This is a genomic window from Phycicoccus jejuensis, assembly GCF_000720925.1.
Taxonomy (GTDB): domain Bacteria; phylum Actinomycetota; class Actinomycetes; order Actinomycetales; family Dermatophilaceae; genus Phycicoccus; species Phycicoccus jejuensis.
In genome coordinates, this window is sequence record NZ_JOEE01000003.1 from 98,297 (window position 1) to 123,722 (window position 25,426).

Consider the following 25,426-nt stretch of genomic DNA (forward strand, 5'->3'; position numbering starts at 1 on the left):
CCGGATCGAGTGCGGGAGAACGACGGGAGGGCCCGGTGGACGGGACGACGCAGCAGCTGACGCTCGTCGCGGACGAGCGCAGCTACGACCTCGTCGTCCCGGTCGGCACCCGTGTCAGCGAGGTCCTCTCGGTCCTCGGCATCTCCTCCAGCGCCACGCCGAGCTCGGTCGCGACCGCCGCCGGCCACGTCCTCGGGCCCCAGGACCGGATCTCCGGCGACCTGCCCGCCGGCGCCGTCCTCACCGTCGTCCGGACGACCACCCACGCCGTGCACCGGGGGGTCGTCAGCCTCGACCGGTCCTCCGCCGCCCCCGGCGCCCGCCCGTCGGCCCCGGCGTGGGCCGGTGGGTCGCGCTCGCCGTCGGTCGCGACCGCCGACCCCGGGCTCTCGCTCGTCGACGACGCCACCCAGCGCCGCGACGCCGTCGACGACGTCGACGCCACGGTCAGCCGCTCCGCGCTGCACCACCCGCGGCGCCGTCGTCGCGGGCCCGCCCGACGCGCCGCGCGACGCGCCTCGGACCTCGGGCCGGTGCTCGTCGCGGCCAGCGCCGTCGTCGCGCTCGTCGCCGCGGCGCTCGCCCTCGCCGCACCGGCCGGCACGACCGACCAGGTCCTCGACGCCGCCGCCGTCCGCTGGGCGGCGAGCGGGGTGCTGCTCGCCGCCGCCGTGGCCGCCGTCCTCCTCACCCCCCGGCACCGCAGCGGTGCCGCCCTGGTCCGGCTCGTCGGCGCCCCCTCGCTCGCGGGTGCCGCGGGCCTCCTCGTCCCGCTCGCGTCCACGCCGTCGCGGGTCGCGGTCGCGGTGGTGCTGGCGGCCGCGCTCGGGGCCGTGGTGCTCGCGCTCGCGTCGTCCGACGGCTCGCCCGCCGACCGGGCCGAGCGGACGGCCCTGGCCTGCCTCGGCGGGCTCGCCGCCCTCGTCGCCGGCACCGTGCTCGCCGAGCAGCCGGTGACCGTGGCCGCCGCCCTCGTCGTGGGCCTCGCTCCGGTCGTCGTCCGCGCGCTGCCGAGCGCCAGCCTCGACGTCGACCAGACCCAGCTCGTCGACACCGACCGCCTCTCGACGACCGTCTGGTCGGTACGCGAGCGGCACGCCGCGCGCCGCCGCCGCGTCACCGCCACCGACGTCCGCGACCGCGTCGCGCAGGCCCGCTCGGTGGTCTCGGTCGGCACGACCTACCTCGGCGTCCTCGCCGTCGTCGCCGGATGGGTCGTCGCGCTCACCGAGCCGCTGTCGACGCTCGCGCCGTGGTCGCGCTGGGCGCTCCTCCTCGCCTCGGCCGCCGCGCTGGGGTACCAGGCGCGCCACGTCCGCGACCGGCTGGCGCGCGCCGCGATGCTCGCCACCGCGGCGTCCCTCACCCTCTCGACCTCGGTCGCCGTCGTCGACTGGGACGGCGGCTGGCGCTGGGGCGTGGTCGCCGGGGCGGTCGTCCTCGGGGTGGCCGCGGTCCTCGGCGCCGTCGCGCTGTCCGGGGGCTGGGCCTCGACCCGGCTCTCGCGCGGCGCCGACCGGCTCGAGGCGCTCGCGGTCGTCCTCGCGCTGCCGCTCGCCGTCGTGGCCGGTGGCCTCGTCGAGGCGCTGCGCCGGTTCACCTCCGGCTGATCCCCGGCCACGCGAGACCACCCCTGACCTCGCCCCGCCGCCCCGACTTTGCCCGGCCGCCCCGTCACACCACCCCGGCGAGACGGGACGACCCCGGCACGACGGAGCGCCCCTCCCCCGGCACGGGAAAGGGGCGCTCGCGTGACGTGGCCGGCGTGTCAGCGCCAGACGGGCGGGGTCGCATCGTCCTCGCCCTCGAACCAGGTCTCCTCGTCCTCGTGGGTCAGGTGGTCGACGTCCTGGGCCTGCTCGTCGCGGCCCCGGCGTCCACCGCGCCCCCCGGAGGCGGCTCCGACGGCACCCTTGGCCCCGGCACCGCGGCCGCCGCTCTCGCCGACCTTCGGGACCCCGTACTTCCCGGTGCTGCGCGACCCGGTGACCCCGGCCGCGCCGCGACCGCCACCGGCGCCCCGGGCACCACCGCGCGCGGCGGCACCCTGACCACCGGGGGCGACGGTCGTGCGCCCGGCCGCGCCGGCCGCACCGCGACCCGCGGCTCCGCCGGCTCCACGGCCCGCGGCGGAGGTGCTGCCGGCCACCAGGCCGGGGCGGCCGGCCGCGCCGGCGGCACCGAACGCGCCACCACCCATCCGCCCGAGCACGCCCTTGCCGAGCAGCGCGGCGCCACCCATGAGGGCGCCGCCGCCGACCGCACCGGCGCCGCCGAGGCCTCCGGCACCGCCGCCGGATGACCCACCGCCCGGCGCGGTCCCGGCCCAGCCGGTGCTGCCGGCGCCACCGGGCGTGACCGTGCCGGTCGTGCCGCCGTCGAGGTGGACCGGGGTCGGCGTCGGGCTGACCGGGCTGACCGGGGCCGGCGGCTCGACCGGCGGGGTGGTCGTCGGCGGGGTGGTCGTCGGCGGCTGCGGGTTCTCGACGACCGGCTCCTGCACCCAGCCGGTCGGGTGCGACACGTGGTAGACGCCACCGCCCCCACCACCGCCCGAGGGCGCGACGTACGAGCCCCCGCTCGGGCCGCCACCGGACGGGTACCCACCCCCGCCGCCGCCCCCGCCGGAGGACCCCGGGTCGATGGTCACGGAGTCCTGCGCGGCCACGGGCATCTCCCGGGCCGCTCCACGGATGCCGGAGCCGAAGCCGGCGAGCACGGTCGCGGACTGCTGCTCACGCTGCTCGCGCTGCGCGGCGACGGCCGCGTCGAAGCCGGCCTGGTCGAAGACCTTGCCGTCCGGCGCGGGCTGACCGCCCTGGCGCGCCTGGGTGTGCTCGTAGGACGAGCGGTCGACATCGGTCGAGATCGTGCGCACCGTGTTCTGGTACGCCTGCCGCGCCGTGTCCGCCGCGTCCGCGGCCTGGTTCAGTCCCCGCTTGATGCCGGTGATCTCCTCGGCCCGGTCATCGAGCTGGCCGGCGAGCCTCTGGAGCGTGGCGTAGGCCGCGTCGGCGGCCGGGCCCGTCCACGGTCGGTCCGCCCCCTGCAGCTTCGTGATGACCGAGCGCACCTCGGTGGCGAGGTTGCTCACCGTGTCGGCGGTGGTCCCCCAGTCGTCGGCGGTCATCCGCACGAGGACCGTCGAGAATCCGTAGATCCCGTAGAGCTTGCGCTCGTTGGGCCCCGCGTCGGCCGGCAGCGCCGGGTTGCTCGGGCCCTCGTCAGGAATGACCATCAGTGGTTCCTCCCCTCGGCGCTCGCGGCGCCGTCCGTCGTCGTGGTGCTGGTCGTGGTGGCAGAGGTGGTCGGTGTGGGGGACGCCCCCGCGGCCGCACGGCGTCCGCGCAGGACGAGCCCACCTCCGGCGAGGAGCAGGAGCACGAGCACGACGGCGCCGAGGAGCAGCCACGGCGGCCCACCCGGGCCGCCGGCGCGGACGGCCGGGGCCGCCTGGGCCGCCGGCGTGCCGGACGGGGTCGCACTGACGGTCGGGGACGTCGACGGGCTCGCGGAGCCCGTCGAGGTCGACGCCGGCAGGCCCATGGACGTCGCGACCTGCTGCACCGTCGGCTCCTCGTTCTTGCCCGGGCGGACGAACGGGTTGTCCTTCGGCAGCGCCGAGGGGTCGACCTCCACGGCGTCGGCAGGGTCGAAGATGCCCCAGCCGTAGGCGGGGTTGGCGCTGCGCACCGTGGGCAGGTCCGCCCCGCTGCGCCGGAACCAGGTCTCGTAGCCGCTGCCGCTCTTCTTCTCGCGCAGCCCCACGTTGTCCTTGACCGCGTGGAGGATCTGCCCGGCGCTCGCGTCCGGGTGGGCGGACCGCATCGCCGCGATGCCGCCGGCGACGATCGCCGTGGCGATCGACGAGCCCGAGACGACGGTGTCGCTGTGCCAGCCGGAGCCGTCGTAGCTGCCGGCCATGACGTCCTTGCCCGGCGCCGCGAGGGCGAGGGACGCGCTGCCCTTGATGCCGAACTCCGGGATCCGGCCGGCCGAGTCGACGCTCGTCACCGCGAGCACCCCGTTGCCCTCACCGGGCCACATCCCCGACTTCGCGTCGTTGGGGGTGCCGGCGACGACGATCGCGTCGGCCCGGTAGGCCGCGAGGAGGGCGTCGACGATCTCGTCGTCGTAGCGGCCGACGAGGCTGATGCTGATGACGTCGGCGCCGTCCGAGGCGGCTCGCTCGACCGCGCGGGCCATGCCCTCGTCGACGCTGTCCCCGCCGTCGACGGACGGACAGGTCGGCCGGTCCTTCGCGTCACGGTAGAACGCGGCGTAGTGCCGGATCGTCGCGTCGGGCGCGACGCCGCGGATCCCACGACCGCCCGGCCCCGTGCCCTTCCCGGAGCCGGCGATGAGCGCCGCCATGCTCGTGGCGTGCTCGGCGGGCTTGCCGGTGGCCGACGGCGAGCGGAGGGGAGCGTCGTAGCCGTCGCCCCTGCAGAGGCTCCGGCTGGAGTCGACCTTCCCACGGAGCTCGGGGACGTCGGCGTCGATCGGCCCGTCGATGACGGCGACCGTCACACCCTGGCCGGTGCCCCGGCGGTTGAGCTCGTCGACGCCCATCGCCGTGCGCCACCACTCGCCCGGGGACGCGGCCGCCGACAGGCGGTCGGGCGCACCGGCGAGGGTCCCGGCCGTCGCGGACGCGGCCGCGGCACCGCCCGTCGTGGCCACGAGGGCCAGGGCGAGCACGGTGGCAGGCACGCGGGCTCGACGCATCAGCCGACGTCCATGCCGCTGGAAGGCGGCGGGGTGGACGGCGCGGCGCCACCGCTCGACGGACCGGTCGGGGTGGAGGCCGACGTCCCGCCCGCGCCGGTGTCGACACCGGGGCCCACGGGGTCGGTGGGCGCCGGCGCCTCCTCGGCGATGCGCACCTGGGCCGCGCTCCCCTCGACCGCGGCCTCGTCCCGGGCGGCCCGCTCCGTCTGCTGCGCGGACGCGAAGTCGTCAGGCGTGGCCCAGCGGGCCTGCAGGGTCTGGAAGGCGTCGCCGGAGGCCTCGTCGCGCTCGCGGAGCTCGGCGCCGGCCTGGGCCAGCGCCTGCGCGGCGGCGGTCAGGTCGTCGCGGATGCCCCGCAGCGTCGCCTCGTAGATGTGGGCCGCGGCCGTGTAGACGGTCGCGAAGTCCTGCGCCTCCGGGATCTCGCCGAAGGTCGAGCGCGACGCGACGGTGTACTCCACCGTCCGCAGCGCGTCGTGGGTCGAGCTCGTCCAGTCCTGCTCGTAGTCCAGCCCGAGCGTCTGCAGGATGCTCGGGTACTGGATGGGTCCAGCGCCCGGTCCGCCGTCGTCGAGTCGTGGCACGTCGTCTCCTCGGTCCGTTCCGTCACGGGCGCCCCGCGCCCGTGGTCCTCCCCGTCACGCCGCGGTGCCGGTGCCTCCCGAGGAGGCACCGGCACCCGGCGCGTGCACGTCGGGCGCTCAGCCCCACATGTTGGTGTTGCGCAGCTCGCCGGCGAGGTAGTCCTCCTTGGAGGAGATGACCGCCTGGCGGACGTCCATGAGGAGCTGCTTGCACTCCTGGATCTGCTTCTCCCAGTCGGCCTGGGCCTTCGAGTACGCGGCGCGGGCCGAACCGTCCCACTGCTCCACGTACTTGCTGAGGTCGTTCTTCATGTCGCCGAGCCGGCCCTCGATCTGGCCGAGACCCTTCTGCATGTCGTCGACGAGCGCGTCGATGCCGGCGCCGCCGACCTTGATTCCGTCACCCATGATCGTTCAGTCCCCTTCGTCGGCTCAGCCGTTGCCGAGCATGCTGCTGTACTTGCTGAGGTTCGACGACGCGGCGGCATCGTCGGCGTCGTACTGACGCTGCGTGCCGGTGAGATTCGCCTCGAACGTGTCGAGCACGTCGACGATGTCCTGCGTCTGCACCTTCCACGCCTCGCTGACGTTCTGGAAGCTGGCAGCGCCCTGCCCCTCCCAGTGCGCCTTGACGGCCTCCATCTGCGTGCGCAGGTCGTTGACCTGCTTGCGGAGGTCCCCCCGCGCAGCTGAGACGATGTCGGCGCTGGCCTTGACGACGCCTGCGCCGGCCCTGAACTGGTCACCCATGCTGTGTCCTTCCCTCGTGCGACGACGATCGTGCCGCAGCCGTTTCACTGACCCCCTGAAGGGCTGGTGTCCATCGGACGTGGTTCCGGTGCGGCCCCTCGTCCTGCACTCGACCCTACGGTGCCATGCGAAAAGGGTCGATGGGGAGAACTCCCCGAACCCCACGCGTCTATGCTCGGGGCGCGTCGGGACCGGCACCGGGCCGGCCGTCGAGGGGAGAGTCGAAACCGTGAGCCAGTCCAGCGCCGCCTCCGCGTCGCTCGTCCGAGTCTCCGTGTCGTCGGGCACCCGTCGCGCGGATCTCGGTGTGCCGGGCGGCATCCCGGTCGTCGAGATCGTCCCCGAGCTCGCGCGCGAGCTCGGGGTCCTCGATCCCGAGCAGGCCACGCACGGCTTCCGGCTCGTCGCGGGCGGCGGGACCCTCCTCGACCCCGACCGCTCGTTCGCGGCCCAGGGGGTGACCGACGGGTCGGTGCTGAGCCTCGAGGTCGTCGACCCCTCGACCGACAAGGTCTACGACGACGTCGTCGAAGCCGTCGCGGACGTCGTCGAGACGCAGTTCGCCCCGTGGACCGCGCGGCACAGCGCGGGCACGGCGGTCGGCGCCTCCGTCGTCCTCTTCCTCTGCGCGGCCTGGGCCCTGTTCACCGCTCGGGACACCGGGCTGCTCGTCGCCGCCGTCGCGCTCGCCGTCGCCCTCCTCCTCGTGGGCTCGGCCGCCGTCCTCCACGCGCGGGCGCAGGCCGGCGGCGCGCTCGCCCTCGCGCTCACCGCCCTCGCGTTCGCGGCGACCTCCGGCAGCGCCGTCGCCCCGGCCGACGCGCTCTGGGGCCGCGGCCTGGTCTGGGTCGGCTCCGCCGTCGCGATCGTGGGGCTCGCCGCGGCCCTCGTCGTGGCCCGGCACCGTCTGGTGCTGGCCGCCGGGGCCGTCGTCGGTCTCGTCGCCACCGCGGTCGGCCTCGCGACCGGGGTGCTCGAGGTCGACGTGACGACGGTGTGCGCCGTCGTCCTCGTGCTCGCGGTCGTCGTCGGCAACGTCCTCCCCTGGGCCGGCCTCTCCTCGAGCCGGCTCAGCTCGCACGCACCCCGCACCGAGGCCGAGATCGAGGCCGACGTGCCCGAGGTCGACCGCGAGCGCGTCCGCGGCCAGGTGGCCCTCGGTCACGAGGTGATGGTCGCCGTCGGGCTGTCGACCGGCGGGGCGGCGCTCCTCGTCACGCCGCAGCTCGTCGCCGACGGGCTGGCCGGGACCGCCCTCGTCCTCGCCGGGTGCGCCGCCACGCTGCTGCGCACGCGGCACGCCCGCACCCGCACCACCGTCGTCATCGCGATGGCCACGGGCATCCTCGGCGTGGCCCTCGCCGCCGTCGTCGCCGCGCTGACGCACCCGACGTGGCGACCGGCCCTCGCGGTGCTCCTCGGGGCGACCGGCGCGGTCGTCGTCGCGCTGGCCGTCCTCGCCCCCCGCACCCGGGTCCGCCTCGGCCGGGTGGCCGACGCCCTCGACGGCGTCGCGCTCGTGTCGCTCCTGCCCCTGGCCGCCGCCACCGTCGGGATCCTCTGACGTGGCGACGAAGAAGGACCTCGTCGAGGCGCAGTCGTTCAGCCGTCGCCGGCTGACCACCGCGTTCGTCAGCGGTGCCCCGGGCGGTCGCGAGGTCGAGCCCGACCGCCCGCTGCGGGCCGTCGTGGGTGGCCTCGCGCTCACCGTCGTGCTCGTCCTCGGCAGCATGGCGTTCGGGTACCTGCGCTCGTCGCTCCCGGACGACTGGGGCAACGACCGGCTGGTCATCGCCGAGGACAGCGGCGCGCGGTACGTGTCCATCGACGAGGTGCTGCACCCGGTCGTCAACACCGTCAGCGCCCGCCTGCTCATCCCGAGCAACCAGTTCAAGGTGCTCGCCGTGCCGGACGAGGAGCTCGCCGACAAGGAGCGCGGCGCGACCCTCGGCATCCTCGGTGCCCCCGACTCCCTCGCACCGGCCGACCGCCTCGTCAACACCGGCTGGCTCTCGTGCCTCGGTGCGGGGCAGCAGGTCTCGTCCGCCATCGGTCCGAAGCGCCGGGCCGAGCCCGCCGACGGCGCCGCCGTGCTCGTCCGCACCGACGAGGCGGTGTTCGTCGTCGCGGACGGGATGCGCTACCCGGTGCGCGGTCGCGACCTGTCGGCCGTCTCGGTCGCCCTGCGGCTCGACGGGCGCCCGCCGGTCGCCGCCCCGGCCGCGTGGCTCAACCTCTTCCCCCAGGGGCCGGCGCTCGGCCCGCTCACCGTCGACGACCTCGGCAAGCCGCTCCCCGGTCTCCCGCCCGGTGCCTCGGTCGGGTCCGTGCTCGAGCTGCAGGACGACGGTCGTCACTACCTCGTCACCCCCGACGGCACCCTCGAGCCGCTGCCCGACGTCGCGCTCGCGATGTACCGCCTCGGCTCGGGGGCGTCCGCCGACGTCCTGCCCGTCGAGGGCGCGCAGATCGCCCGCCTCCAGGTCGTGCCGCAGCGCACCGCCCCGACGGCCTGGCCCGAGAAGCTGCCGACGGCCCTGGAGACCACGCCGTGCGCGACGCTCACGGCCGCGGCGAACACGGCCCCCGTCGTCGCGCTGACGACGGTCACCAGCGACCCGCCGGCATCCGACCGCGGCCGCACCGTCGTCGACACCGGGTCCGGCGCGCTCGTCCGGGCGGTGTCGGGGCAGGTGCTCGGCAAGGGTCCCGTGCTGGCCGTGGACCAGACCGCCACGGCCTACTCGGTCGTCGGCGCGGACACCGAGGTGCTCGCCCGCCTGGGCTACACGTCCGGAGACGTCGTCCCGGTCCCCGCGGCCTGGACCGAGCTGTTCCGCTCGGGCCCGGCCCTCGGCGAGGACGCCGCCCGCACGGTCGTCTCGGGCACGTCGTGACCTCGCGGCGCCGCGCGGCGCGCATCGCCGCGCCGCTCCTGCTCGCGAGCACCGCCGTGCTCCCCTCGGCCGCACCGGCGCTCGCCTCCGCCGGATCCGCCCCGGCAGTGGCCGCGGTCCTGCCCTCCGCGGCCGAGCAGTGCGAGGAGGGACGGACCCAGTGGGTCACCGACACCCCGACGGCGCTCGTCCGGCTCGGCTCCCGCACCGCGTGGACGATGGCCACCGGGCGGGGCGTCACCGTCGCCGTCGTCGACAGCGGGGTCGCCCGCAACCAGCACTTCACCGGCTCCTCCGTGCTCGACGGGCGAAGCCTCGTCGGGGGGTCGGCCCGCACCGACACCCGCCTGCACGGCACCGCGGTCGCCGGCATCATCGCCGCCCGGTCCGTCGGCTCGAAGTCCGGCGTCGAGGGCCTTGCCCCGAACGCCCGCATCCTCCCGGTCAAGGTCGTGTCCGACGAGCGCACCTCGCAGGAGGGGCCGGACACCGACGCCGGCACCCTCGCGGAGGGCATCCGGGCCGCGGTCGACGGCGGCGCGAAGGTCGTCAACGTCTCGCTGAGCACGGCCGGTGACGACTCCCGCCTGCGGTCGGCGGTCGAGCACGCGCAGAGCAAGGGGGCCCTCGTCGTCGCGGCCGCCGGGACGAGCACCGAGCAGGACCCCGTGCGCGGCCCCCGCTACCCCGCCGCCTACCCCGGCGTGCTCGGGGTCGGCGCCAGCGACGCGGACGACCGGCCGGCCAAGGGGTCGGTCACGGGGTCGCACGTCGACGTCGCGGCGCCCGGCACCGACGTGCTGACGACCTTCGGCGCGTGGGGCGACTGCTACCTGTCCTCCGACGAGGGGTCGACGAGCTACGCCACCGCGTACGTCAGCGCGGCGGCCGCCCTCCTCGCACAACGCTTCCCGTCCGAGGGGCCACAGCTGTGGGCCCACCGCCTCGAGGTCACCGCCGCCCGCGACCGGCGCGACGCGCGCGACGACGCCGTCGGCTGGGGCGTCATCCAGCCGGTCGAGGCGCTGACGGCGGTCCTCGACGCCGGGATGGCCGGGCCACCGCTGCCCGGCACGACCGCCCCGCCGCGTGCGCAGGCCGCCACGACCCGCCTCGAGGTGCGCCCGGTCGCGGACCCGCGCGCCGGTGAGCGGCGGCAGGTGCTCTGGGTGGCCGTCGCGGCCGGCAGCGCCCTCACGGGGCTGGCGCTCGTGCGCCTCGCACGCCGACGCCGCACCGGCTGAACCCGGGTGAGGGCACCCTCCGCGGTCTGGGAGGATGTCGGCCATGACCGAGCACGCCTCCCCCACCGCCGCCTCCGCCATCCCGGACCGGCCGTCCCTCGACGGCCTGGAGGAGAAGTGGGGCGCGGTATGGCAGGAGCAGGGCACCTACGCCTTCGACCGCGAGGCCGCCCTCGCCGGTGACCGCTCGCAGGTGTTCTCCATCGACACCCCGCCGCCGACCGCCAGCGGCTCGCTGCACATGGGGCACGTGTTCAGCTACACACACACCGACTGCATGGCGCGCTACAAGCGGATGCGCGGGTTCAACGTCTTCTACCCGATCGGCTGGGACGACAACGGCCTTCCCACCGAGAAGCGCGTGCAGAACTACTACGGCGTGCGCGGCGACGCGTCGCTGCACCACGACCCGGACTTCGAGCCGCCCTTCCGCGGCAACGCCAAGAGCACGAAGGCCGCCGACGAGATGCCCATCTCGCGCCAGAACTTCATCGAGCTGTGCGACGAGCTGACCGTCAAGGACGAGGAGGCGTTCGAGTCCCTCTTCCGCCGGATCGGCCACAGCTACGACTGGTCCATCGGCTACCGGACGATCGACGACCACTCGCGTGCCACCTCGCAGCAGGCGTTCCTCCGTAACGTCCGTCGCGGCGAGGCCTACCAGTCCGAGGCCCCCGGCCTCTGGGACGTCACGTTCCAGACCGCCGTCGCGCAGGCCGAGCTCGAGGCCCGCGACTACCCCGGCGCCTACCACCGCGTGGCGTTCCACGGCGCCGACGGCCCGGTGCACATCGAGACCACGCGCCCCGAGCTCATCCCCAGCTGCGTGGCCCTCATCGCCCACCCGGACGACGAGCGCTACCAACCGCTGTTCGGCACGACCGTGCGCACGCCGCTCTTCGGTGTCGAGGTGCCGGTCGTGGCGCACCCCGCCGCCGAGATGGACAAGGGCGCGGGCATCGCGATGTGCTGCACGTTCGGCGACCTGACCGACGTGCTCTGGTGGCGTGAGCTCCGCCTGCCGACCCGCTCGCTGGTGACGCGCAGCGGCCGCATGCAGTCCGAGACCCCCGAGTGGCTCGTCGGCTCGGCGGGCGAGGCCCTCTACGCCGAGCAGGTCGCGGGCAAGACCGCGTTCTCGGCGCGCGAGGCCATCGTCGGCGCGCTGCGCGAGTCCGGGGACCTCGACGGCGAACCGAAGCCGACGCAGCGCAAGGCCAACTTCTACGAGCGCGGCGAGAAGCCGCTCGAGATCGTCACGACCCGCCAGTGGTACATCCGCAACGGCGGGCGCGAGGCCGACCTCAACGCGGCCCTGGTGGCCCGCGGCGAGGAGGTCGACTTCCACCCCGGCTTCATGCGCAACCGCTACTCCAACTGGGTCCAGGGACTCAACGGCGACTGGCTCGTCTCGCGCCAGCGCTTCTTCGGCGTGCCGATCCCCGTCTGGTACCCGGTCGACGCCGACGGCGAGCCGGACCACGACCACCCGATCCTCCCCGACGAGTCCGAGCTGCCCGTCGACCCCGCGGCGAACCCGCCGGCCGGCTACACCGAGGACCAGCGCGGCGTGCCCGGCGGCTTCGTCGGCGACCCCGACATCCTCGACACCTGGGCCACCTCCTCGCTGAGCCCTCAGATCGCCGCCGGCTGGCGCGGCCGTGACGGCGTCGACCCGGACCCGTTGTTCGAGAAGGTCTTCCCGATGGACGTGCGCCCCCAGGGCCACGACATCATCCGCACCTGGCTGTTCTCGACGGTCGTGCGCGCGCACTTCGAGCACGACAGCGTGCCGTGGACGAACGCCGCCATCTCGGGCTGGATCCTCGACCCGGACCGCAAGAAGATGAGCAAGTCCAAGGGCAACGTCGTGACGCCCGAGGACCTCCTCAAGGAGCACTCGGCCGATGCCGTGCGCTACTGGGCGGCCAGCGGTCGCCTCGGCGCCGACGCCGCCTACGACGTCGGGCAGATCAAGGTCGGCCGGCGGCTGGCCATCAAGGTCCTCAACGCGAGCAAGTTCGCCCTCTCCTTCGGCGACGTCGAGGGCGACCTCGCCGCGCAGGTCACCGACCCGCTCGACCTGTCGGTGCTCGCCGCGCTGCGCGAGGTCGTCGAGAAGGCGACCGCCGGCTTCGAGGGCTGGGACCACACCCGCGCCCTCGAGGTGACCGAGTCGTTCTTCTGGACCTTCTGCGACGACTACCTCGAGCTCGTCAAGGACCGCGCCTACGGCTCGCGCGGCGACGCCGAGGCCGCCTCCGCCCGCGCCACGCTGCGCCTCGTCCTCGACGTCGTCCTGCGCCTGCTGGCGCCGGTCCTCCCGTACGTCACCGAGGAGGTCTGGAGCTGGTTCCACGAGGGCACGGTGCACCGCGCGCCGTGGCCGACCGCCGACGAGGTGCCGGCCGGTGGTGACCCCGCTGCGCTGCCCGCCGTCGGGGCCGCCCTCGCGGTCGTCCGCAAGGCGAAGTCCGAGGCCAAGGTCGGGATGCGGGCCGAGGTGCCCACCGCGACGATCGTCGCCCCGGCCGCGCTGCTCGAGCACCTGCGCGCCGGCGAGGCGGACCTGCGGGCCGCCGGCCGGCTCACCGGGTCGCTCGAGTGGGCCGAGGGCGAGGAGGTCGCGACCCGCGACCTCGAGCTCGTCCCGGTCCCCAAGCCGACCGCCTGAGGCCCCGTCTCTCGCCGGGTGCGCCCTCACCCGTCGAGTGAACAGGACACGCCGTCTGCGGAGCCCCGCACGCGGCGTGTCCTGTTCACTCGACGGGGTTCAGGCGGGCGGGCGGGGGCGCCAGCGCAGGCGGACCCGCTCCGGCGCCCAGGCCGAGGCAGAGGGGGGCTACACCGAGCGCGAGGGGCATCGGCACCGCCGCCGCCAGCAGCCGCCCCAGCCAGAAGCCGACGGCGGCCCCGAGCAGCGCGTGCCGCGCGAGGTGCCGGCGGTCCGTGCGGACCGCGTAGGCGGTGCCGACCGGCGAGAGGACGACGACACGGCCGAGCTCCTCGACGAGCGCGGCGGCTCGTCCCGGGGCGAGGTCCGGCGGCAGCGGCACGAGCGCAGCCTAGACCGCGCGCCCGGGCACTCTCACCCGTCGAGTGAACAGGACACGCCGTCTGCGGAGCCCTGCACGCGGCGTGTCCTGTTCACTCGACGGGGTTCAGGCGGGCATCGGGCCGAGGGACGGGGCGCCCTGGCGTGCCTCGACGCGGCGCAGACCCGTCGGCCGCACCGCCACCCAGGGGACGTCCCAGCCGGACAGGCGCATCCGGTGCTGCACGACCTCGTCCCGGCGCAGGTGGCCCACGCGGCCGGTCCCGGGGTCGTAGACGTCGAGCATCCGGTCGCCGTCGCCGGGCAGGACGAGGACGATGTGGCGCGGCAGCACCGCGTTGCCGATGTACAGCAGCGCCGGCTCGCCGTCAGCGACGACCTGCTGGAGGGTCTCGAAGCGCTCGACCAGCCCGTACTCGTCGGCGCCGCGCAGCAGGTCGAGCGTGTAACGGGTCCCGAGACGGGCCGCCCCGAACTCCAGCTCGCGCAGCGCCCCCCACGGCGGCGTACCGAGCGCCCGCGGCCACGGCAGGTTCGGGCGCCGACCGCCCGAGAGCACCCCGTTCGTGCGCCGCATGACGACCCGCTCGTACGCGGCGAAGCGCTCGGCCTGGGTGGCCCCCGCCGGTGAGCCGGGCGGGTGCGGGTCGCCCGTCCGGACCCACGACGCGAAGACCGGGTCGACGAGCATCCGCGCGACGGTCAGGCACGCCGACCCGCAGGTCACCGGCGACTGCTGCACCGGGCCGGTGTCGCCGGCCCGCAGCCGGAAGGTCGTCGCCACGGGCACATCGTCCCCTCCCGGTCCCCCTCTCGCCAAGCCGCGTGTGGTTGGGTGTGTCGCGTGGGGGAGGCACGACGCAGTGACCGCGCCCGGCGGAGCCGGGTCGCCCTGGGGGCGACCGCGGCCGCCGCGGCGCTGCTGGCCGTCTGGGCGGCCTCGGTCCCCGGCATCCCGCGGGTCATCAGCGGCCCGCACCTCGGCCCCGTGACGCAGTACGGCGCCGACGACGACGTCTTCCGCCCCTCCTCGGAGGTCGACGCCCGGGCCTTCCGCTCCGCCTCGGTCAACGGCGACTCCCTCGCGGCGCTCGTCGGGTGGACCGCGGTGGGCCTCGTCGGGCTCGCGCTCCTCGTGGTCCTCGTCCTCGTCCTGCGGGCGCTGCTCCGCTCGCTCCAGGGGCCGCGCGCCGTCGAGGCCGACGACACGGCCGGGCCGGACCTGGCCCGGCTGGGCACGGCGCTCTCGGAGGACGCGGAGGAGCGGCTGGTCGTGCTCGGGCGGGGCACGCCGGCGGAGGGCATCATCGCGGCGTGGGACCGGCTCGAGGACACGCTGCGGGGCGCCGGCCTCACCCTCAGCGCGTCGCGCACCTCGACGGAGACCGCCGTGGGCGTGCTGCGCCGCTTCGAGGTCGACGAGGAGACCCTGCAGTCGCTGGCGGCCCTCTACCGTGAGGCAGCCTGGTCGCACCACGAGCTGACCGAGGACCACCGGGCCACGGCGGAGGCTGCCCTGACCCGCCTCGGCGCCGACCTGCGCGCCGCCGTCGAACGGCAGGAGGCCGGATCCCGTGCGTGACCTGCACCTGACCCGAGGCCGGGTCGTCGGCCTCGGCGTGGCCGGCGTCGCGCTGGTCGCGCTCGTCCTCGTCCGCGGCGTCGTCGTGCTCGCGGCGGCCGCGGCGGTCGTCCTCGTCGTCTCGCTCATCGGGCTGCTCGTGCCCCTGCAGCGCGACGACGGCGTCGACTGGGACTGGCTCCCCCGCCGGGCCGACGAGGTCCCGCCCGAGCCCGGGATCGGTGCCCTCCGCCGGCTGCTGGCCCCGAACCGGACGGACACGAGCGCCCCGGCCGAGCTCCAGGAGCTCGTGCGCTCGTTGACCGCCGAGCGGCTCGGCGCAGCCGCGGGCCGCCCCGTGACCCCGCCCGACGGAGCCCTCGCCCGCTACCTCGCGGCGCCACCGCGCCGCCTGACCCCCCAGGACGCCGAGGCGGTCATCGCCGACCTCGAGTCGCTGCGCCCGACGCAGACCGTGACCCCGACGAAGGAGACCGCATGACCGACCTCGCCACGACCCACCGACGCGCCGTCGCCGTCCTCGACGAGGTCGACACCGTCGTCGTCGGCAAGCGGGCGGCCACCGAGGTCGTCGTCGCGGCGGTCCTCGCGGGCGGGCACGTCCTCCTCGAGGACTACCCCGGGCTCGGCAAGACGCTCGCGGCGCGCACCCTCGCGCAGGCGCTCGGCCTCGACTTCACCCGGGCGCAGTTCACCCCCGACCTGCTGCCCTCCGACCTCACCGGCAGCTTCGTCTACGACCAGGGCGAGCGGCGCTTCGAGTTCCGTCAGGGCCCGGTCTTCACCGGCCTGCTGCTCGCCGACGAGATCAACCGGACGCCCCCGAAGACGCAGGCCGCGCTGCTCGAGGCGATGCAGGAGGGGCAGGTCACCGTCGAGGGCCAGACCTTCCGGCTGCCGCGGCCGTTCCACGTGCTCGCGACCGCCAACCCCGTCGAGTACGAGGGCACCTACCCGCTGCCCGAGGCGCAGCTGGACCGCTTCCTCGTCCGGGTCGCCTTCGGCTACCCCGACGCCGACGAGGAGTGGCAGGTCCTCGGCCGTCGCCTCGAGCGACGCCGCGAGGAGCAGGAGGCCCGCCGCGTCGTCGACGCCGCCGAGCTGCTCGAGCTGCAGGCCTCCCTCGAGGACGTCACCGTCTCGCCCGAGGTCGGGCGGTACTGCGTCGCCCTCGCCCGGGCCACCCGTGAGCACGAGCACGTGCTGATGGGCTCCTCCCCCCGTGGCTCGCTCGGCCTCATGCTCGTGGCGCGCGGCCTGGCCGTCGTCCGCGGCCGTGACTACGTCGCCCCCGACGACGTCAAGGCCGTCGCCCCCGCCGTCCTCGAGCACCGCGTCGTCGTCCGGCCCGAGCTGTGGATGGGCGAGGTCACCTCGGCCACCGTCGTCGCGGACGTCCTGCGCACCGTCCGCACCCCGCGCACGACGGCCCGCACGGCGTGACCGGCGGGTGGCGCCCCACCCGAGCGCTCGGTCGGGCCCTGCTCGTCGGGCTGCTCGTGCTCGTCGTGGGCGTCGCGTTCGGGCGCGGTGACCTCGTCGTCGTCGGCGTGCCGCTCCTCGGGGCGGCCGCGTGGTCGCTCGTCACGCGCCCCCGCCGGGCGCCCCGGGTGCAGTCGTCGGTCGACCCGCTCGTGGTGCGCGAGGGCGAGTCGTTCGTGTGGCGGCTGGACCTCGCGCCCGTCCCCGGGCTGCGCGACGTCGTCGCCCACCTGCCCGCCGACCGCTGGGGGCGCTCGACGCCTCGGCACGGTCACGTGGCCGCGGCGACCGAGGGCCTGCAGCCGCACGAGCTGGTGCCGCTCGGGGTCGAGGTCGAGGCGCTGCGGTGGGGCTCGCGCCGGGTCGGACCCGCCCAGGTCGCCGGCTTCGGCGACCTCGGCGGACTCGTGTGGCTCTCGCCCGAGCAGCTGCGCGGGGCCGTGACCGTCGTGCCGCACCCGGGCCGGTTCTCCTCGCGTGCCGGCCTGCCGCACCCGTCCGGCCTCGTCGGGCAGCACCGCTCGAACCGGCAGGGCTCCGGCACCGAGCTCGCCGACCTGCGCCCGTTCCGCACCGGCGACCGGCTGCGCCGCATCAGCTGGCCGGTGTCGCTGCGGACCGGCACCCTCCACGTCACGACGACCCACGCCGACCAGGACGCCGAGGTCCGCCTCCTCGTCGACGCGCTGCGCGACGTCGGCGTGCCCGACACCGACACCGGTCGCCGCTCGAGCCTCGACGTCGCGGTCGACGCCGCCGGTGCGCTCGCCGCCCACTACCTCTCGACCGGCGACCGGGTGGGCGTGTCGGTCCTCGGGGGCGGCGGGGTCGTCGACGTCCCGGCGGTCGGCGGGCACCACCAGCTGACCCGCATCCTCCTCGGCGTCGGCCGGGCCGAGCCCTCCGGCGGCTCGGTCGGTGAGGAGCGCGCCCTGCGGGCCCAGCTGCGCCGGTCGGTGCCACCCGGCGCCGTCGTCGTCATCCTCTCGGCGCTCGTGTCGGCCGAGCCGCTCGCTCACGCCGTCCGCCTGGCCCGCAGCGGGCACGTCGTCCTCGTCGTCGACACCCTGCCGGGGCACCTGGCGACCCCCGACGCCGACCCCGCCGCGCTCGTCGCCGCCACGGGCATCGAGGACCCGCGGCTGGCGTCCCTCACGTGGCGGCTGCGGCTGCTGGAGCGTGAGCGGGAGGCCCACCGCTGCGCGCGGGCCGGGGTGCCGGTCGTCCCCTGGGGCGCCGACGGCGCCCTCGACACGGTGCTGCGCGGCATCGGACGTCGGCCCCGCACGGCAGGAGCAGCCCGATGACCCCCGCGCGCCGCTGGCGGTCGCTCGCCGCCCTCCTCGTCGTCGTCGCCGACGTCCTGCTCCTCGGGCTCGCCGCGCTCTCGACCCCGGTCACGGCTGCCGTCCTCGCGCTCCCGCTCGCCGGCCTCACGTGGTGGGGGCTGCGCCGGCCGGGTCGCTGGGGGGCGACGCTGCTGCTCGTCGGCCAGGTGGTCGTCGTCGGGACGAGCGGCGTGACACCGACGGACGTCGGCGGCTGGGCCGTTGCGGTGCTCGTCGCGACGCTCGTGCTGGCGACACACCTGTGCCTCGCCCTGCTCGCCGCCTTCCCGCCCGGCGCCGGGCTGCCCCGGGCGACCCTGCGCCGCTGGGCGACCCAGGGCGGGCTGCTCGCGACCGCGGGAGCGGGCGCGGCGATCGTCGGGCTCCTCGGCACCCGGACCCCGTCGGCCTGGGGCACCGCCGTCGTGACCCTCGCCCTCGCCGGGCTGGCCGCCACCGCGGTCCTCGCCTGGCGGGCGGCCCGCACCGGCTGACCCGGCCGGCCGCACCGCCCGAGCCCCCGAACGCCCGCGAGCCCGGACCGACCGGTCCGGGCTCGCGACGTGGCGGGGGTGCGCCGTCAGGCGGAGCGCTTGCGCGGCGTGCGCTTGCGGCCGCCCTCGTCGTCGTGGCGCACGATCGTCGGGTTGACGTTGCGCAGGACGACGTCGCGGGTGACGACGACCTTGGCGATCTCGTCGTCGCTCGGCACGTCGAACATCACCGGGAGGAGGACCTCCTCCATGATCGCCCGCAGGCCGCGGGCGCCGGTGCCGCGGGCGAGCGCCTGCTCGGCGACGGCCTCGATCGCGTCGTCGCTGAACTCGAGGACGACGCCGTCGATGTCGAACATCTTCTGGTACTGCTTGACGAGCGCGTTGCGGGGCTCGGTGAGGATGCGCACGAGCGCCTCGACGTCGAGCGGCGCGACCGTCGTGATGACCGGGAGGCGACCGATGAACTCGGGGATGAGCCCGAACTTCATGAGGTCCTCGGGCATCACCTCGTGGATGCTCTCGATGAGGTCCTTCGGCGTGTGGAGCTCGGAGCCGAAGCCGAGGCCCTTCTTGCCGTTGCGCGACTCGATGAGCTTCTCGAGCCCGGCGAACGCCCCGCCCACGATGAACAGCACGTTCGTCGTGTCGATCTGGATGAACTCCTGGTGCGGGTGCTTGCGGCCGCCCTGCGGGGGCACCGACGCGGTCGTGCCCTCGAGGATCTTCAGCAGCGCCTGCTGCACGCCCTCGCCGGAGACGTCCCGGGTGATGCTCGGGTTCTCGGACTTGCGGGCGATCTTGTCGACCTCGTCGATGTAGATGATGCCCGTCTCGGCCTTCTTGACGTCGTAGTCGGCGGCCTGGATGAGCTTGAGGAGGATGTTCTCGACGTCCTCGCCGACGTAGCCGGCCTCGGTCAGGGCCGTCGCGTCGGCGATGGCGAACGGGACGTTGAGCATCTTCGCGAGCGTCTGCGCGAGGTAGGTCTTGCCACAGCCCGTCGGGCCGATGAGCAGGATGTTCGACTTCGCGATGTCGACGTGGTCGGCGTCCTTCTTGGAGCCGGCCTCCCCCGCCTGGATGCGCTTGTAGTGGTTGTAGACGGCGACGGCGAGCGCGCGCTTGGCGACGTCCTGGCCGACGACGTAGTTCTCGAGGAAGTCGAAGATCTCGCGCGGCTTGGGCAGCTCGTCGAGGCCGAGGTCGCCGGTCTCGGCGAGCTCCTCCTCGATGATCTCGTTGCACAGGTCGATGCACTCGTCGCAGATGTAGACGCCGGGGCCGGCGATCAGCTTCTTGACCTGCTTCTGCGACTTGCCGCAGAAGGAGCACTTCAGCAGGTCGCTGGTCTCTCCCACTCGTGCCACGGAACGTCCTCCACCTCGGCTCGACAACGCCCCCGACGCTACCCGCCGACGGTTTCCGCCGCACCCATTGAAGCCCCCGCGGGCCCGGCGCGTCGCGTGGGTTCGCTGTCAGCGCAACGCGAGGTCGGTCCCGGTGGCCCCGGGTCCCTCGTGGTCGGCCCCCGGAGCCGCCACCCGCACGAGCAGCGCGGCCACGCGCAGCTGCTCGCGTGACGGCCGTCGCACACGTGCCGCGGAGGTCAGCGACACGTGTCCCACGACGCCCCGGGGCGAGGTGGCGACGACGGACGTGATGCGGTCGGTCGGCAGCCCCTCGCGCTCCGGCTCCCGCACCCGGCCGTCGACACGGGGCAGGCGGAGGCGGCCTGGGCCCGCTGGCCCCGGATCGCGACCTCGCTCACCGCGAGCCCGACGAGGACGAGCGCCACGACGAGCTCGACGTCGGCCGGTGAGGCGATCGTCGGGCTGAGGAAGGGGCGCGTGAAGAACACGTCGTAGCCGAGCGCCGCGCTGAGGGCGGCGACGACCCCGGAGAGCCGGTCGCCGGCCGCCGCGACCGCGACGACCGCGAGGACGAGCACGAGGGCGACGACGATGGGCGTCAGCGCGTCCCGGGCGAGGCCGAGCAGCGCGGCGAGCAGGACCGGGCCGAAGGCGGAGGCGGCGTGCAGGAGGGTCAGGTCACTTCGGGCGGACATGCCCCCCAGCGCAGCACCCCTGCGCCTCGTGGAGGGGTCGCCAACGCCGTGTTGACGGCGTCCTGACGCCATCCTGACGCCGGGTCAGCGCCCCCCGACGGCGGACGCCCGCGGCGCGACGTCCGAGACCTTCGGCGCCTCGACGGCCGGGCCCTTGACGACGGGCGCGGCGACGGCGGAGCCCGTGGACCCGAGGACGAACGGCACCCCGGCGATCGTGTCGGGGAGCTGGGGGAAGCCCTCGAAGGTGCCCGACACGTCCATCACCGCCTCCACCGAGCCGGAGGCGTTGTGCAGCCTGAACCCGTTGCCGGTGTCGAGCCCGGGCCACGCGGAGTTGGCCCGGGTGGCCCCGCGCATGAGGTTGAGGTTGCTCGCCGTCGGGCGGGCACCGGCGTCCCAGGCCGTGAGGTAGGTGTTCGTCGAGGGGGCGACGCCGGTGAGGTTGCCCACGAGGCTGTAGGTGTCGCGGCCCGCCACGGAGGTCGGCACCTGCACGCGCTGGACCTTGCCCGCCCCGAGGCTCGCCACGCCGAGGTCGCGGCGGGTGTCGACCACGCGGGTCGGCGCCAGGGAGCGGTAGCGCAGGCCGTAGTCACCGTCCTGCGGCGTGGCGAAGAAGCCGACGACGTCGATGACGACGTGGGTGCTCGCGGAGCCGGTGTTGGCGACCCACACGGTCGGCACGCGCAGCGAGGTGGACGTCGCGGCGACCCGGGGCACCACGGCCATGTTCGCGGCGGTCAGGCCCTTCGTGTAGTTGAGGGTCGAGGTCGAGGGCGGCGCGTTGCGCGGCTCGATGTCGGTGGCGCTGAGGTAGGAGGTCCCCGTCGTGCCGGTCGCCGTCACGTTGAGCACGAGCGCCTCGACGCGGCCGTTCATCGCGGCGCCGTAGTCGGCCCGCACGGCGAAGTACTCGTTCGGGCCCAGCCGTTCCTTCCACACCGTGCGCGAGTCGAACAGTCGGGTCGGCTCGTGGGGGTAGAAGTCGGTGGTGCGGCCCAGGCTCGTGAACGGGCCGGTCGAGTAGATGCCGACGAGGTCGGCCACGAGGTGCGCCGACCCCGCGTTGTTGAAGAACGAGACCGAGCCGTTGCTGCCGATCGGGACGGTCACGAGGTTCGCGCCGGTCCAGCCGGTCGGGAAGTTGATGTTCGAGGCGGTCGGTCGGGTCGACCCGGCCGGGTAGGCCGTGACGTGGCCGGCGCGGGTGGTCCCGGTGACGGTGAGGTTGAGGACGGCGGCCGCGGTGCCGCTCGCCGGGACGACGCCCCGGCCGGCGACCTTGAGCGTGACCGTGCCGCCGGGCCCGACCGCCCCCTTGCGCACCCCGAGGCCCTTGCGGGTGTCCATGACCCGCCCCGTCATCGGGGTGTACTGCCCGCGCTGCGACATCGAGACGCCCTCGTCGCGCAGGGACGTCAGGCCGGTCGCCCCGTCGGCCGTGCCGAGGAGGAGTCCGTGGCTCCCGCTGGTGTAGCGGGGCGCCGTGGGGGCGGGTCGCAGCCGGATGGTGCAGGTCTGGAGGTGCGTGAGCGTTCGGCCGGTGCACCCGTCCCCACCGTGGAGGACGACGTACTGGGGCTCCTGGCCCGCCTCCGCGGCCACCGCGACGCTCGTGACGACCGGCGCCTGCGTCCCGCGCGCCCGGACGACGAGGGAGGTCGCCGGCGGGATCTCGCCCATCGTCACCCGCCCGAAGTCCAGCGCCTCGGGGACGTCGAGGCCCCCGTAGGCCACGTCGGAGGCGACCCGGACCTGGCCGGAGGTCGCGGTGCCGCAGCGTCCCTCCCAGTCGACGGCCAGGCTCGTGGGGGCGCCGGTGTCGTCGAAGGCCAGCTGGCGGACGAACACCGTGCCCTCGACGTGGCAGCTCGAGCGCAACCCCTCGCCGACGAGCAGCGAGAGCGGACCCGACGCCGAGACCTCGTGCGTCCCTTCCGTGGGCAGCGCCGCGGCCGCACCCGGCGAGAAGAACCAGGCGTAGCTGTCGTTGCTGCCGTCGGGGTGAGTCCCCGTGACGATGACGGCCGAGCGGTCGCCCCGCCAGGTGATCGTGCTGTTCGAGGCGTCGTCCACCCAGGCGTTGCTGTCGGTGCCGCCGGAGACGACGATCGCGCTGCCGGTCACCTCCTTGGCGGCGGCGCCGGGGGCCGCCCCGACGACGCCTGCCCCGACCATCGCCACGACGACCGCGACGACCCACCCACGACGACGACGAGCCACCACGGCCCCCCTCCTGCTCGGCAACTGCGCGAAGCCTAGGGCCGCGGGCCGGTGCACGCCGCACGTTCTGCGACAACTCGCAGACGGGACCCGGGCGGACGGGCCGAGGCCCCCACGGCCGGGGGCACGACGACGCCGCCCGGTCCTCGCGGAGCCGGGCGGCGTCGGTGGTGCGGGGTGCGGCGGACCTCAGACGGTCGAGGCCTTGCGCGAGGCGAGCACCTCGTCGATGAGGCCGTACTCCTTCGCGCCCTCGGCCGAGAGGATCTTGTCGCGGTCGATGTCCTTGCGGACGAGGTCGAGCTCGCGGCCGGAGTGCTTGGCGATCGTCTCCTCGAGCCACCCGCGCATCCGGATGATCTCGTTCGCGTGGATCTCGAGGTCGGAGGCCATGCCGCCCGTCCCCTCGATCGCCGGCTGGTGGATGAGGACCCGGGCGTTCGGCAGGGCGAAGCGCTTGCCGGGGGCGCCGGCGCCGAGCAGGACCGCCGCGGCCGACGCGGCCTGCCCGATGACGAACGTCTGCACGTCCGGGCGGATGTACTGCATCGTGTCGTAGATGGCCGTCATCGCCGTGAACGAGCCACCGGGGCTGTTGATGTACATGAGGATGTCGCGGTCGGGGTCCTGGGACTCCAGCACGATCAGCTGCGCGATGACGTCGTCGGCGGACGCGTCGTCGACCTGCACCCCGAGGAAGATGATGCGGTCCTCGAAGAGCTTGGTGTACGGGTCGAGGCGCTTCATCCCGTAGGAGGTGCGCTCCTCGAACTGCGGCAGGATGTAGCGGCTGCTCGGGCCGGGCACGTGGAGGCGGCCGGTCAGGTCTGCGTTCATGTCTCTCTCTCGCGTCGTCTCGGCCGGGGTCAGTCGCCGGTCACCGGGTTGTCGGCACGGCGTCCCGCCATGTCGGCCTTGGTGATGACGTGGTCGACGAAGCCGTACTCCTTGGCCTCGGCCGCGGTGAACCAGCGGTCGCGGTCGGAGTCGGTCTCGATCTGCTCGACGGTCTGCCCGGTGTGCTCGGCGATCAGCTCGGCCATCTGCTTCTTGATGTGCAGCAGCTGCTCGGCCTGGATCTTGATGTCGGACGCCGTGCCCCCGATGCCGCCCGAGGGCTGGTGCATCATGACGCGCGCGTGCGGGGTGGCGTAGCGCTTGCCCGGGGTGCCGGCCGACAGGAGGAACTGCCCCATCGAGGCGGCCATGCCCATCGCGACGGTGGCGACGTCGTTCGAGACCCACTGCATGGTGTCGAAGATCGCCATGCCCGCGGTGACCGAGCCGCCGGGGCTGTTGATGTAGAGCCAGATGTCCTTCTCGGGGTCCTCGGCCGCGAGGAGCAGCATCTGCGCGCAGATCGCGTTCGCGTTGTCGTCGCGCACGTCGGACCCGAGGAAGATGATCCGCTCCTTGAGGAGTCGGTTGTAGATGGAGTCGTCGAGGCCGGCCTTCTGGCCCTCGCCCGCGGCGACGATCTCGGTGCTGGTCACGCTGGGATGCTCCTCGCTCGTGGTGGGTCGTTCCTGTCAGTGACCCTAACGCCCGGCCACCCCGCCGCACTCCACTGCCGGTCCCGTGTTCGCCGTGAGCACAACGCGCGAGGGCGGGCCCGCGCACGAGGGTGCGCGGGCCCGCCCCGGGTTCCCCCGGGCCGGGTCAGCCGACCGGGCTGCCCGCGGCGGGGTCGTGGGGCCGCTCCCCCACCGGCCGACCGTCCGGCTCGCGGACGGCGGTGACGACGGAGAGGGCGAGGATGGCCAGCGCGCCGACGACGAGCAGGGCGTGGAGCACGCCGACCCGGTCGCCGAGGAAGCCCAGGAGCGGCGGGCCGGCGATGAAGGCGACGTAGCCGATCGTCGCGACGACGGACATCCGGGCGGCGGCGCGCCGGGGGTCGTCGGCCGAGGCGCTCATCCCGACGGGGAAGCCGAGCGCGGCCCCGACACCCCAGACGGCGGCGCCGACGAACGCGAGCCAGTCGGCCCCGAAGATGACGAGCGCGGCGCCGACGACGGCCAGGCCGAAGCTGACCCGCAGGACCGGGACGCGCCCGTGCGTGTCGAGCAGGCGCGTGCCGAGCAGCCGCCCGACCGTCATGAACGTGAGGAACGTGGCGAACGCGAGGACGCCGGCCCACGTCGGGAGCTCGTGGCCCTCGACGAACGCGACCGCCAGCCAGTCGTTCGCGGTGCCCTCGGTGAAGGCGGCGGCGAGGACGACGACGCCGATGAGCAGGGTGCGCGGCTCGAGCCAGGCCGAGCGCTCGCGCGCGCCACCCGCGACGGCCTCGCCCGGCTCCTCGAGCTCGAGGCCCTGCGGCAGGAAGCGCGGCAGCGCCCACGCGGCGCCGACGACGGTGACGACGACGGCCCCGGCGAAGTGCAGGCTGAGCGGCACGCCGGCGGCCGACATCCCGGCCCCGACGAGGGCCGAGAGCACCGTCCCGCCGGAGAACGCGGCGTGGAAGTGCGGCATGACCGAGGTGGCGAGCTCGCGCTCGACGGCGGCGCCCTCGAGGTTCATCGACACGTCCCAGAGGCCGACGCCGAGGCCGACGAGGAAGAGCCCGACCATGACGAACCCGCGCGAGGCGCCGGCGTCGACGACGGCCCCGGTGCCGATCAGCCCGACGAGCGAGACGGCCATCCCGATCATCACGGTGCGGCCGGCGCCGAGCCGGTTGCTGACCCGGCCGGCGAGCGGCAGCCCGGTGACCGACCCGACGCTCGCGGCGAGCAGCGTCGCGCCGAGCTCGCCGGCGCTGAGGCCGAGCGCGACCTTGGTGTCGGCGATGCGGGCCGCCCACGAGGCGAAGACGAGCCCGGCGAGCGCGAACACGACGAACACGGCCGTGCGGGCGCTCGTGACGCGGGTTCGGGACAGGGGCGGGGCGGTCATGGCGGAGGTCACGGGTCGCTCTCGGGTCGTGGTGGTCGTGGGTGTCCGTGACGCGGTCGTGACCCGCGTCGAATCGATTCGATC

23 protein-coding genes are annotated in these 25,426 nt (G+C 75.1%); 10 read left to right on the forward strand and 13 right to left on the reverse strand.

All coding sequences use genetic code 11. From position 1 onward, the window contains the following. Nucleotides 1-35 precede the first annotated feature (35 nt). On the forward strand, nucleotides 36-1,610 hold the full coding sequence (locus IG69_RS22065; protein WP_030527405.1) for a hypothetical protein: 1,575 nt from the start codon (nucleotides 36-38) through the stop codon (nucleotides 1,608-1,610). Between the two features lie 158 nt (nucleotides 1,611-1,768). Here IG69_RS22065 and IG69_RS0106735 read toward each other — a convergent pair whose 3' ends face one another. From IG69_RS0106735 to IG69_RS22470, 5 genes are all read right to left on the reverse strand, one after another. After that, nucleotides 1,769-3,238 carry a WXG100 family type VII secretion target gene (locus tag IG69_RS0106735; RefSeq protein WP_030527406.1) on the reverse strand — a complete coding sequence of 490 codons (1,470 nt, stop codon included), beginning with the start codon at nucleotides 3,236-3,238 and terminating at the stop codon, nucleotides 1,769-1,771. After that, a complete protein-coding gene (locus IG69_RS0106740; protein WP_169742044.1) occupies nucleotides 3,238-4,713 on the reverse strand; it encodes a S8 family peptidase in 1,476 nt (491 codons plus the stop codon). The genes IG69_RS0106735 and IG69_RS0106740 overlap by 1 nt, the downstream gene beginning before the upstream one ends. Nucleotides 4,714-4,727: 14 nt before the next feature. Beyond that, nucleotides 4,728-5,315 carry a hypothetical protein gene (locus IG69_RS20910; protein ID WP_030527408.1) on the reverse strand — a complete coding sequence of 196 codons (588 nt, stop codon included), beginning with the start codon at nucleotides 5,313-5,315 and terminating at the stop codon, nucleotides 4,728-4,730. 117 nt (nucleotides 5,316-5,432) lie between these two features. Next, a complete protein-coding gene (locus IG69_RS20065) occupies nucleotides 5,433-5,723 on the reverse strand; it encodes a WXG100 family type VII secretion target (RefSeq protein WP_036829365.1) in 291 nt (96 codons plus the stop codon). A 24-nt stretch (nucleotides 5,724-5,747) separates the two neighbouring features. Beyond that, complete coding sequence (locus IG69_RS22470) at nucleotides 5,748-6,065, reverse strand: WXG100 family type VII secretion target (protein ID WP_030527409.1); 318 nt, start codon at nucleotides 6,063-6,065, stop codon at nucleotides 5,748-5,750. 229 nt (nucleotides 6,066-6,294) lie between these two features. On the opposite strand from IG69_RS22470, the gene eccD reads away from it, so the two are divergent. The 4 genes from eccD to valS are packed head-to-tail and all read left to right on the forward strand — an operon-like array spanning nucleotide 6,295 to nucleotide 12,880. Next, a complete protein-coding gene (eccD, locus tag IG69_RS0106760) occupies nucleotides 6,295-7,629 on the forward strand; it encodes a type VII secretion integral membrane protein EccD (protein ID WP_030527410.1) in 1,335 nt (444 codons plus the stop codon). Between the two features lies 1 nt (nucleotide 7,630). Continuing rightward, a complete protein-coding gene (gene eccB, locus IG69_RS0106765) occupies nucleotides 7,631-8,962 on the forward strand; it encodes a type VII secretion protein EccB (protein ID WP_030527411.1) in 1,332 nt (443 codons plus the stop codon). Then, nucleotides 8,959-10,206 carry a S8 family serine peptidase gene (locus tag IG69_RS20070; protein ID WP_051750320.1) on the forward strand — a complete coding sequence of 416 codons (1,248 nt, stop codon included), beginning with the start codon at nucleotides 8,959-8,961 and terminating at the stop codon, nucleotides 10,204-10,206. Before eccB ends, IG69_RS20070 begins: the two co-directional genes overlap by 4 nt. A gap of 43 nt (nucleotides 10,207-10,249) precedes the next feature. Continuing rightward, entirely contained in the window at nucleotides 10,250-12,880 is a 2,631-nt protein-coding gene (gene valS, locus IG69_RS0106775; RefSeq protein WP_030527413.1) for a valine--tRNA ligase, read from the forward strand. Nucleotides 12,881-12,965: 85 nt separating this feature from the next. Here the strand turns inward: valS and IG69_RS0106780 are convergent, their stop codons facing one another. Further along, the gene (locus tag IG69_RS0106780; RefSeq protein WP_030527414.1) at nucleotides 12,966-13,262 is read right to left on the reverse strand and encodes a hypothetical protein; all 297 of its coding nucleotides are present in this window, start codon (nucleotides 13,260-13,262) and stop codon (nucleotides 12,966-12,968) included. 105 nt (nucleotides 13,263-13,367) lie between these two features. Then, entirely contained in the window at nucleotides 13,368-14,045 is a 678-nt protein-coding gene (locus IG69_RS0106785; RefSeq protein ID WP_051750321.1) for a hypothetical protein, read from the reverse strand. Between the two features lie 60 nt (nucleotides 14,046-14,105). Here IG69_RS0106785 and IG69_RS0106790 point away from each other — a divergent pair, with 60 nt between their 5' ends. From IG69_RS0106790 to IG69_RS0106810, 5 genes are read left to right on the forward strand one after another with little or no spacing between them, the layout of a single operon-like run. Beyond that, entirely contained in the window at nucleotides 14,106-14,843 is a 738-nt protein-coding gene (locus tag IG69_RS0106790; protein ID WP_030527416.1) for a DUF4129 domain-containing protein, read from the forward strand. Beyond that, nucleotides 14,836-15,324: a hypothetical protein gene (locus IG69_RS0106795; protein WP_030527417.1), complete on the forward strand. Its 489-nt coding sequence runs from the start codon at nucleotides 14,836-14,838 to the stop codon at nucleotides 15,322-15,324. The genes IG69_RS0106790 and IG69_RS0106795 overlap by 8 nt, the downstream gene beginning before the upstream one ends. Further along, the gene (locus tag IG69_RS0106800) at nucleotides 15,321-16,286 is read left to right on the forward strand and encodes an AAA family ATPase (protein WP_030527418.1); all 966 of its coding nucleotides are present in this window, start codon (nucleotides 15,321-15,323) and stop codon (nucleotides 16,284-16,286) included. The genes IG69_RS0106795 and IG69_RS0106800 overlap by 4 nt, the downstream gene beginning before the upstream one ends. Then, nucleotides 16,283-17,632 (forward strand): DUF58 domain-containing protein, encoded by a 1,350-nt coding sequence (locus tag IG69_RS0106805; RefSeq protein WP_051750322.1) that lies wholly within the window; start codon nucleotides 16,283-16,285, stop codon nucleotides 17,630-17,632. Before IG69_RS0106800 ends, IG69_RS0106805 begins: the two co-directional genes overlap by 4 nt. Continuing rightward, nucleotides 17,629-18,147, forward strand: coding sequence for a hypothetical protein (locus tag IG69_RS0106810; RefSeq protein WP_030527420.1), 519 nt, complete (start codon nucleotides 17,629-17,631; stop codon nucleotides 18,145-18,147). Before IG69_RS0106805 ends, IG69_RS0106810 begins: the two co-directional genes overlap by 4 nt. 86 nt (nucleotides 18,148-18,233) lie before the next feature. Here the strand turns inward: IG69_RS0106810 and clpX are convergent, their stop codons facing one another. The 6 genes from clpX to IG69_RS0106845 form a co-directional block, all read right to left on the reverse strand. Next, a complete protein-coding gene (gene clpX, locus IG69_RS0106815; RefSeq protein WP_030527421.1) occupies nucleotides 18,234-19,517 on the reverse strand; it encodes an ATP-dependent Clp protease ATP-binding subunit ClpX in 1,284 nt (427 codons plus the stop codon). A gap of 239 nt (nucleotides 19,518-19,756) precedes the next feature. Then, nucleotides 19,757-20,215, reverse strand: coding sequence for a DUF4118 domain-containing protein (locus IG69_RS0106825; RefSeq protein WP_051750323.1), 459 nt, complete (start codon nucleotides 20,213-20,215; stop codon nucleotides 19,757-19,759). 84 nt (nucleotides 20,216-20,299) lie between these two features. Next, on the reverse strand, nucleotides 20,300-22,444 hold the full coding sequence (locus IG69_RS20075; RefSeq protein WP_036829370.1) for a hypothetical protein: 2,145 nt from the start codon (nucleotides 22,442-22,444) through the stop codon (nucleotides 20,300-20,302). Between the two features lie 186 nt (nucleotides 22,445-22,630). Next, nucleotides 22,631-23,278, reverse strand: coding sequence for an ATP-dependent Clp protease proteolytic subunit (locus tag IG69_RS0106835; protein WP_030527423.1), 648 nt, complete (start codon nucleotides 23,276-23,278; stop codon nucleotides 22,631-22,633). 29 nt (nucleotides 23,279-23,307) lie between these two features. Further along, on the reverse strand, nucleotides 23,308-23,934 hold the full coding sequence (locus IG69_RS0106840; protein ID WP_036829374.1) for an ATP-dependent Clp protease proteolytic subunit: 627 nt from the start codon (nucleotides 23,932-23,934) through the stop codon (nucleotides 23,308-23,310). 166 nt (nucleotides 23,935-24,100) lie between these two features. Then, nucleotides 24,101-25,354, reverse strand: coding sequence for an MFS transporter (locus IG69_RS0106845; protein WP_342666153.1), 1,254 nt, complete (start codon nucleotides 25,352-25,354; stop codon nucleotides 24,101-24,103). Nucleotides 25,355-25,426: the final 72 nt, after the last annotated feature.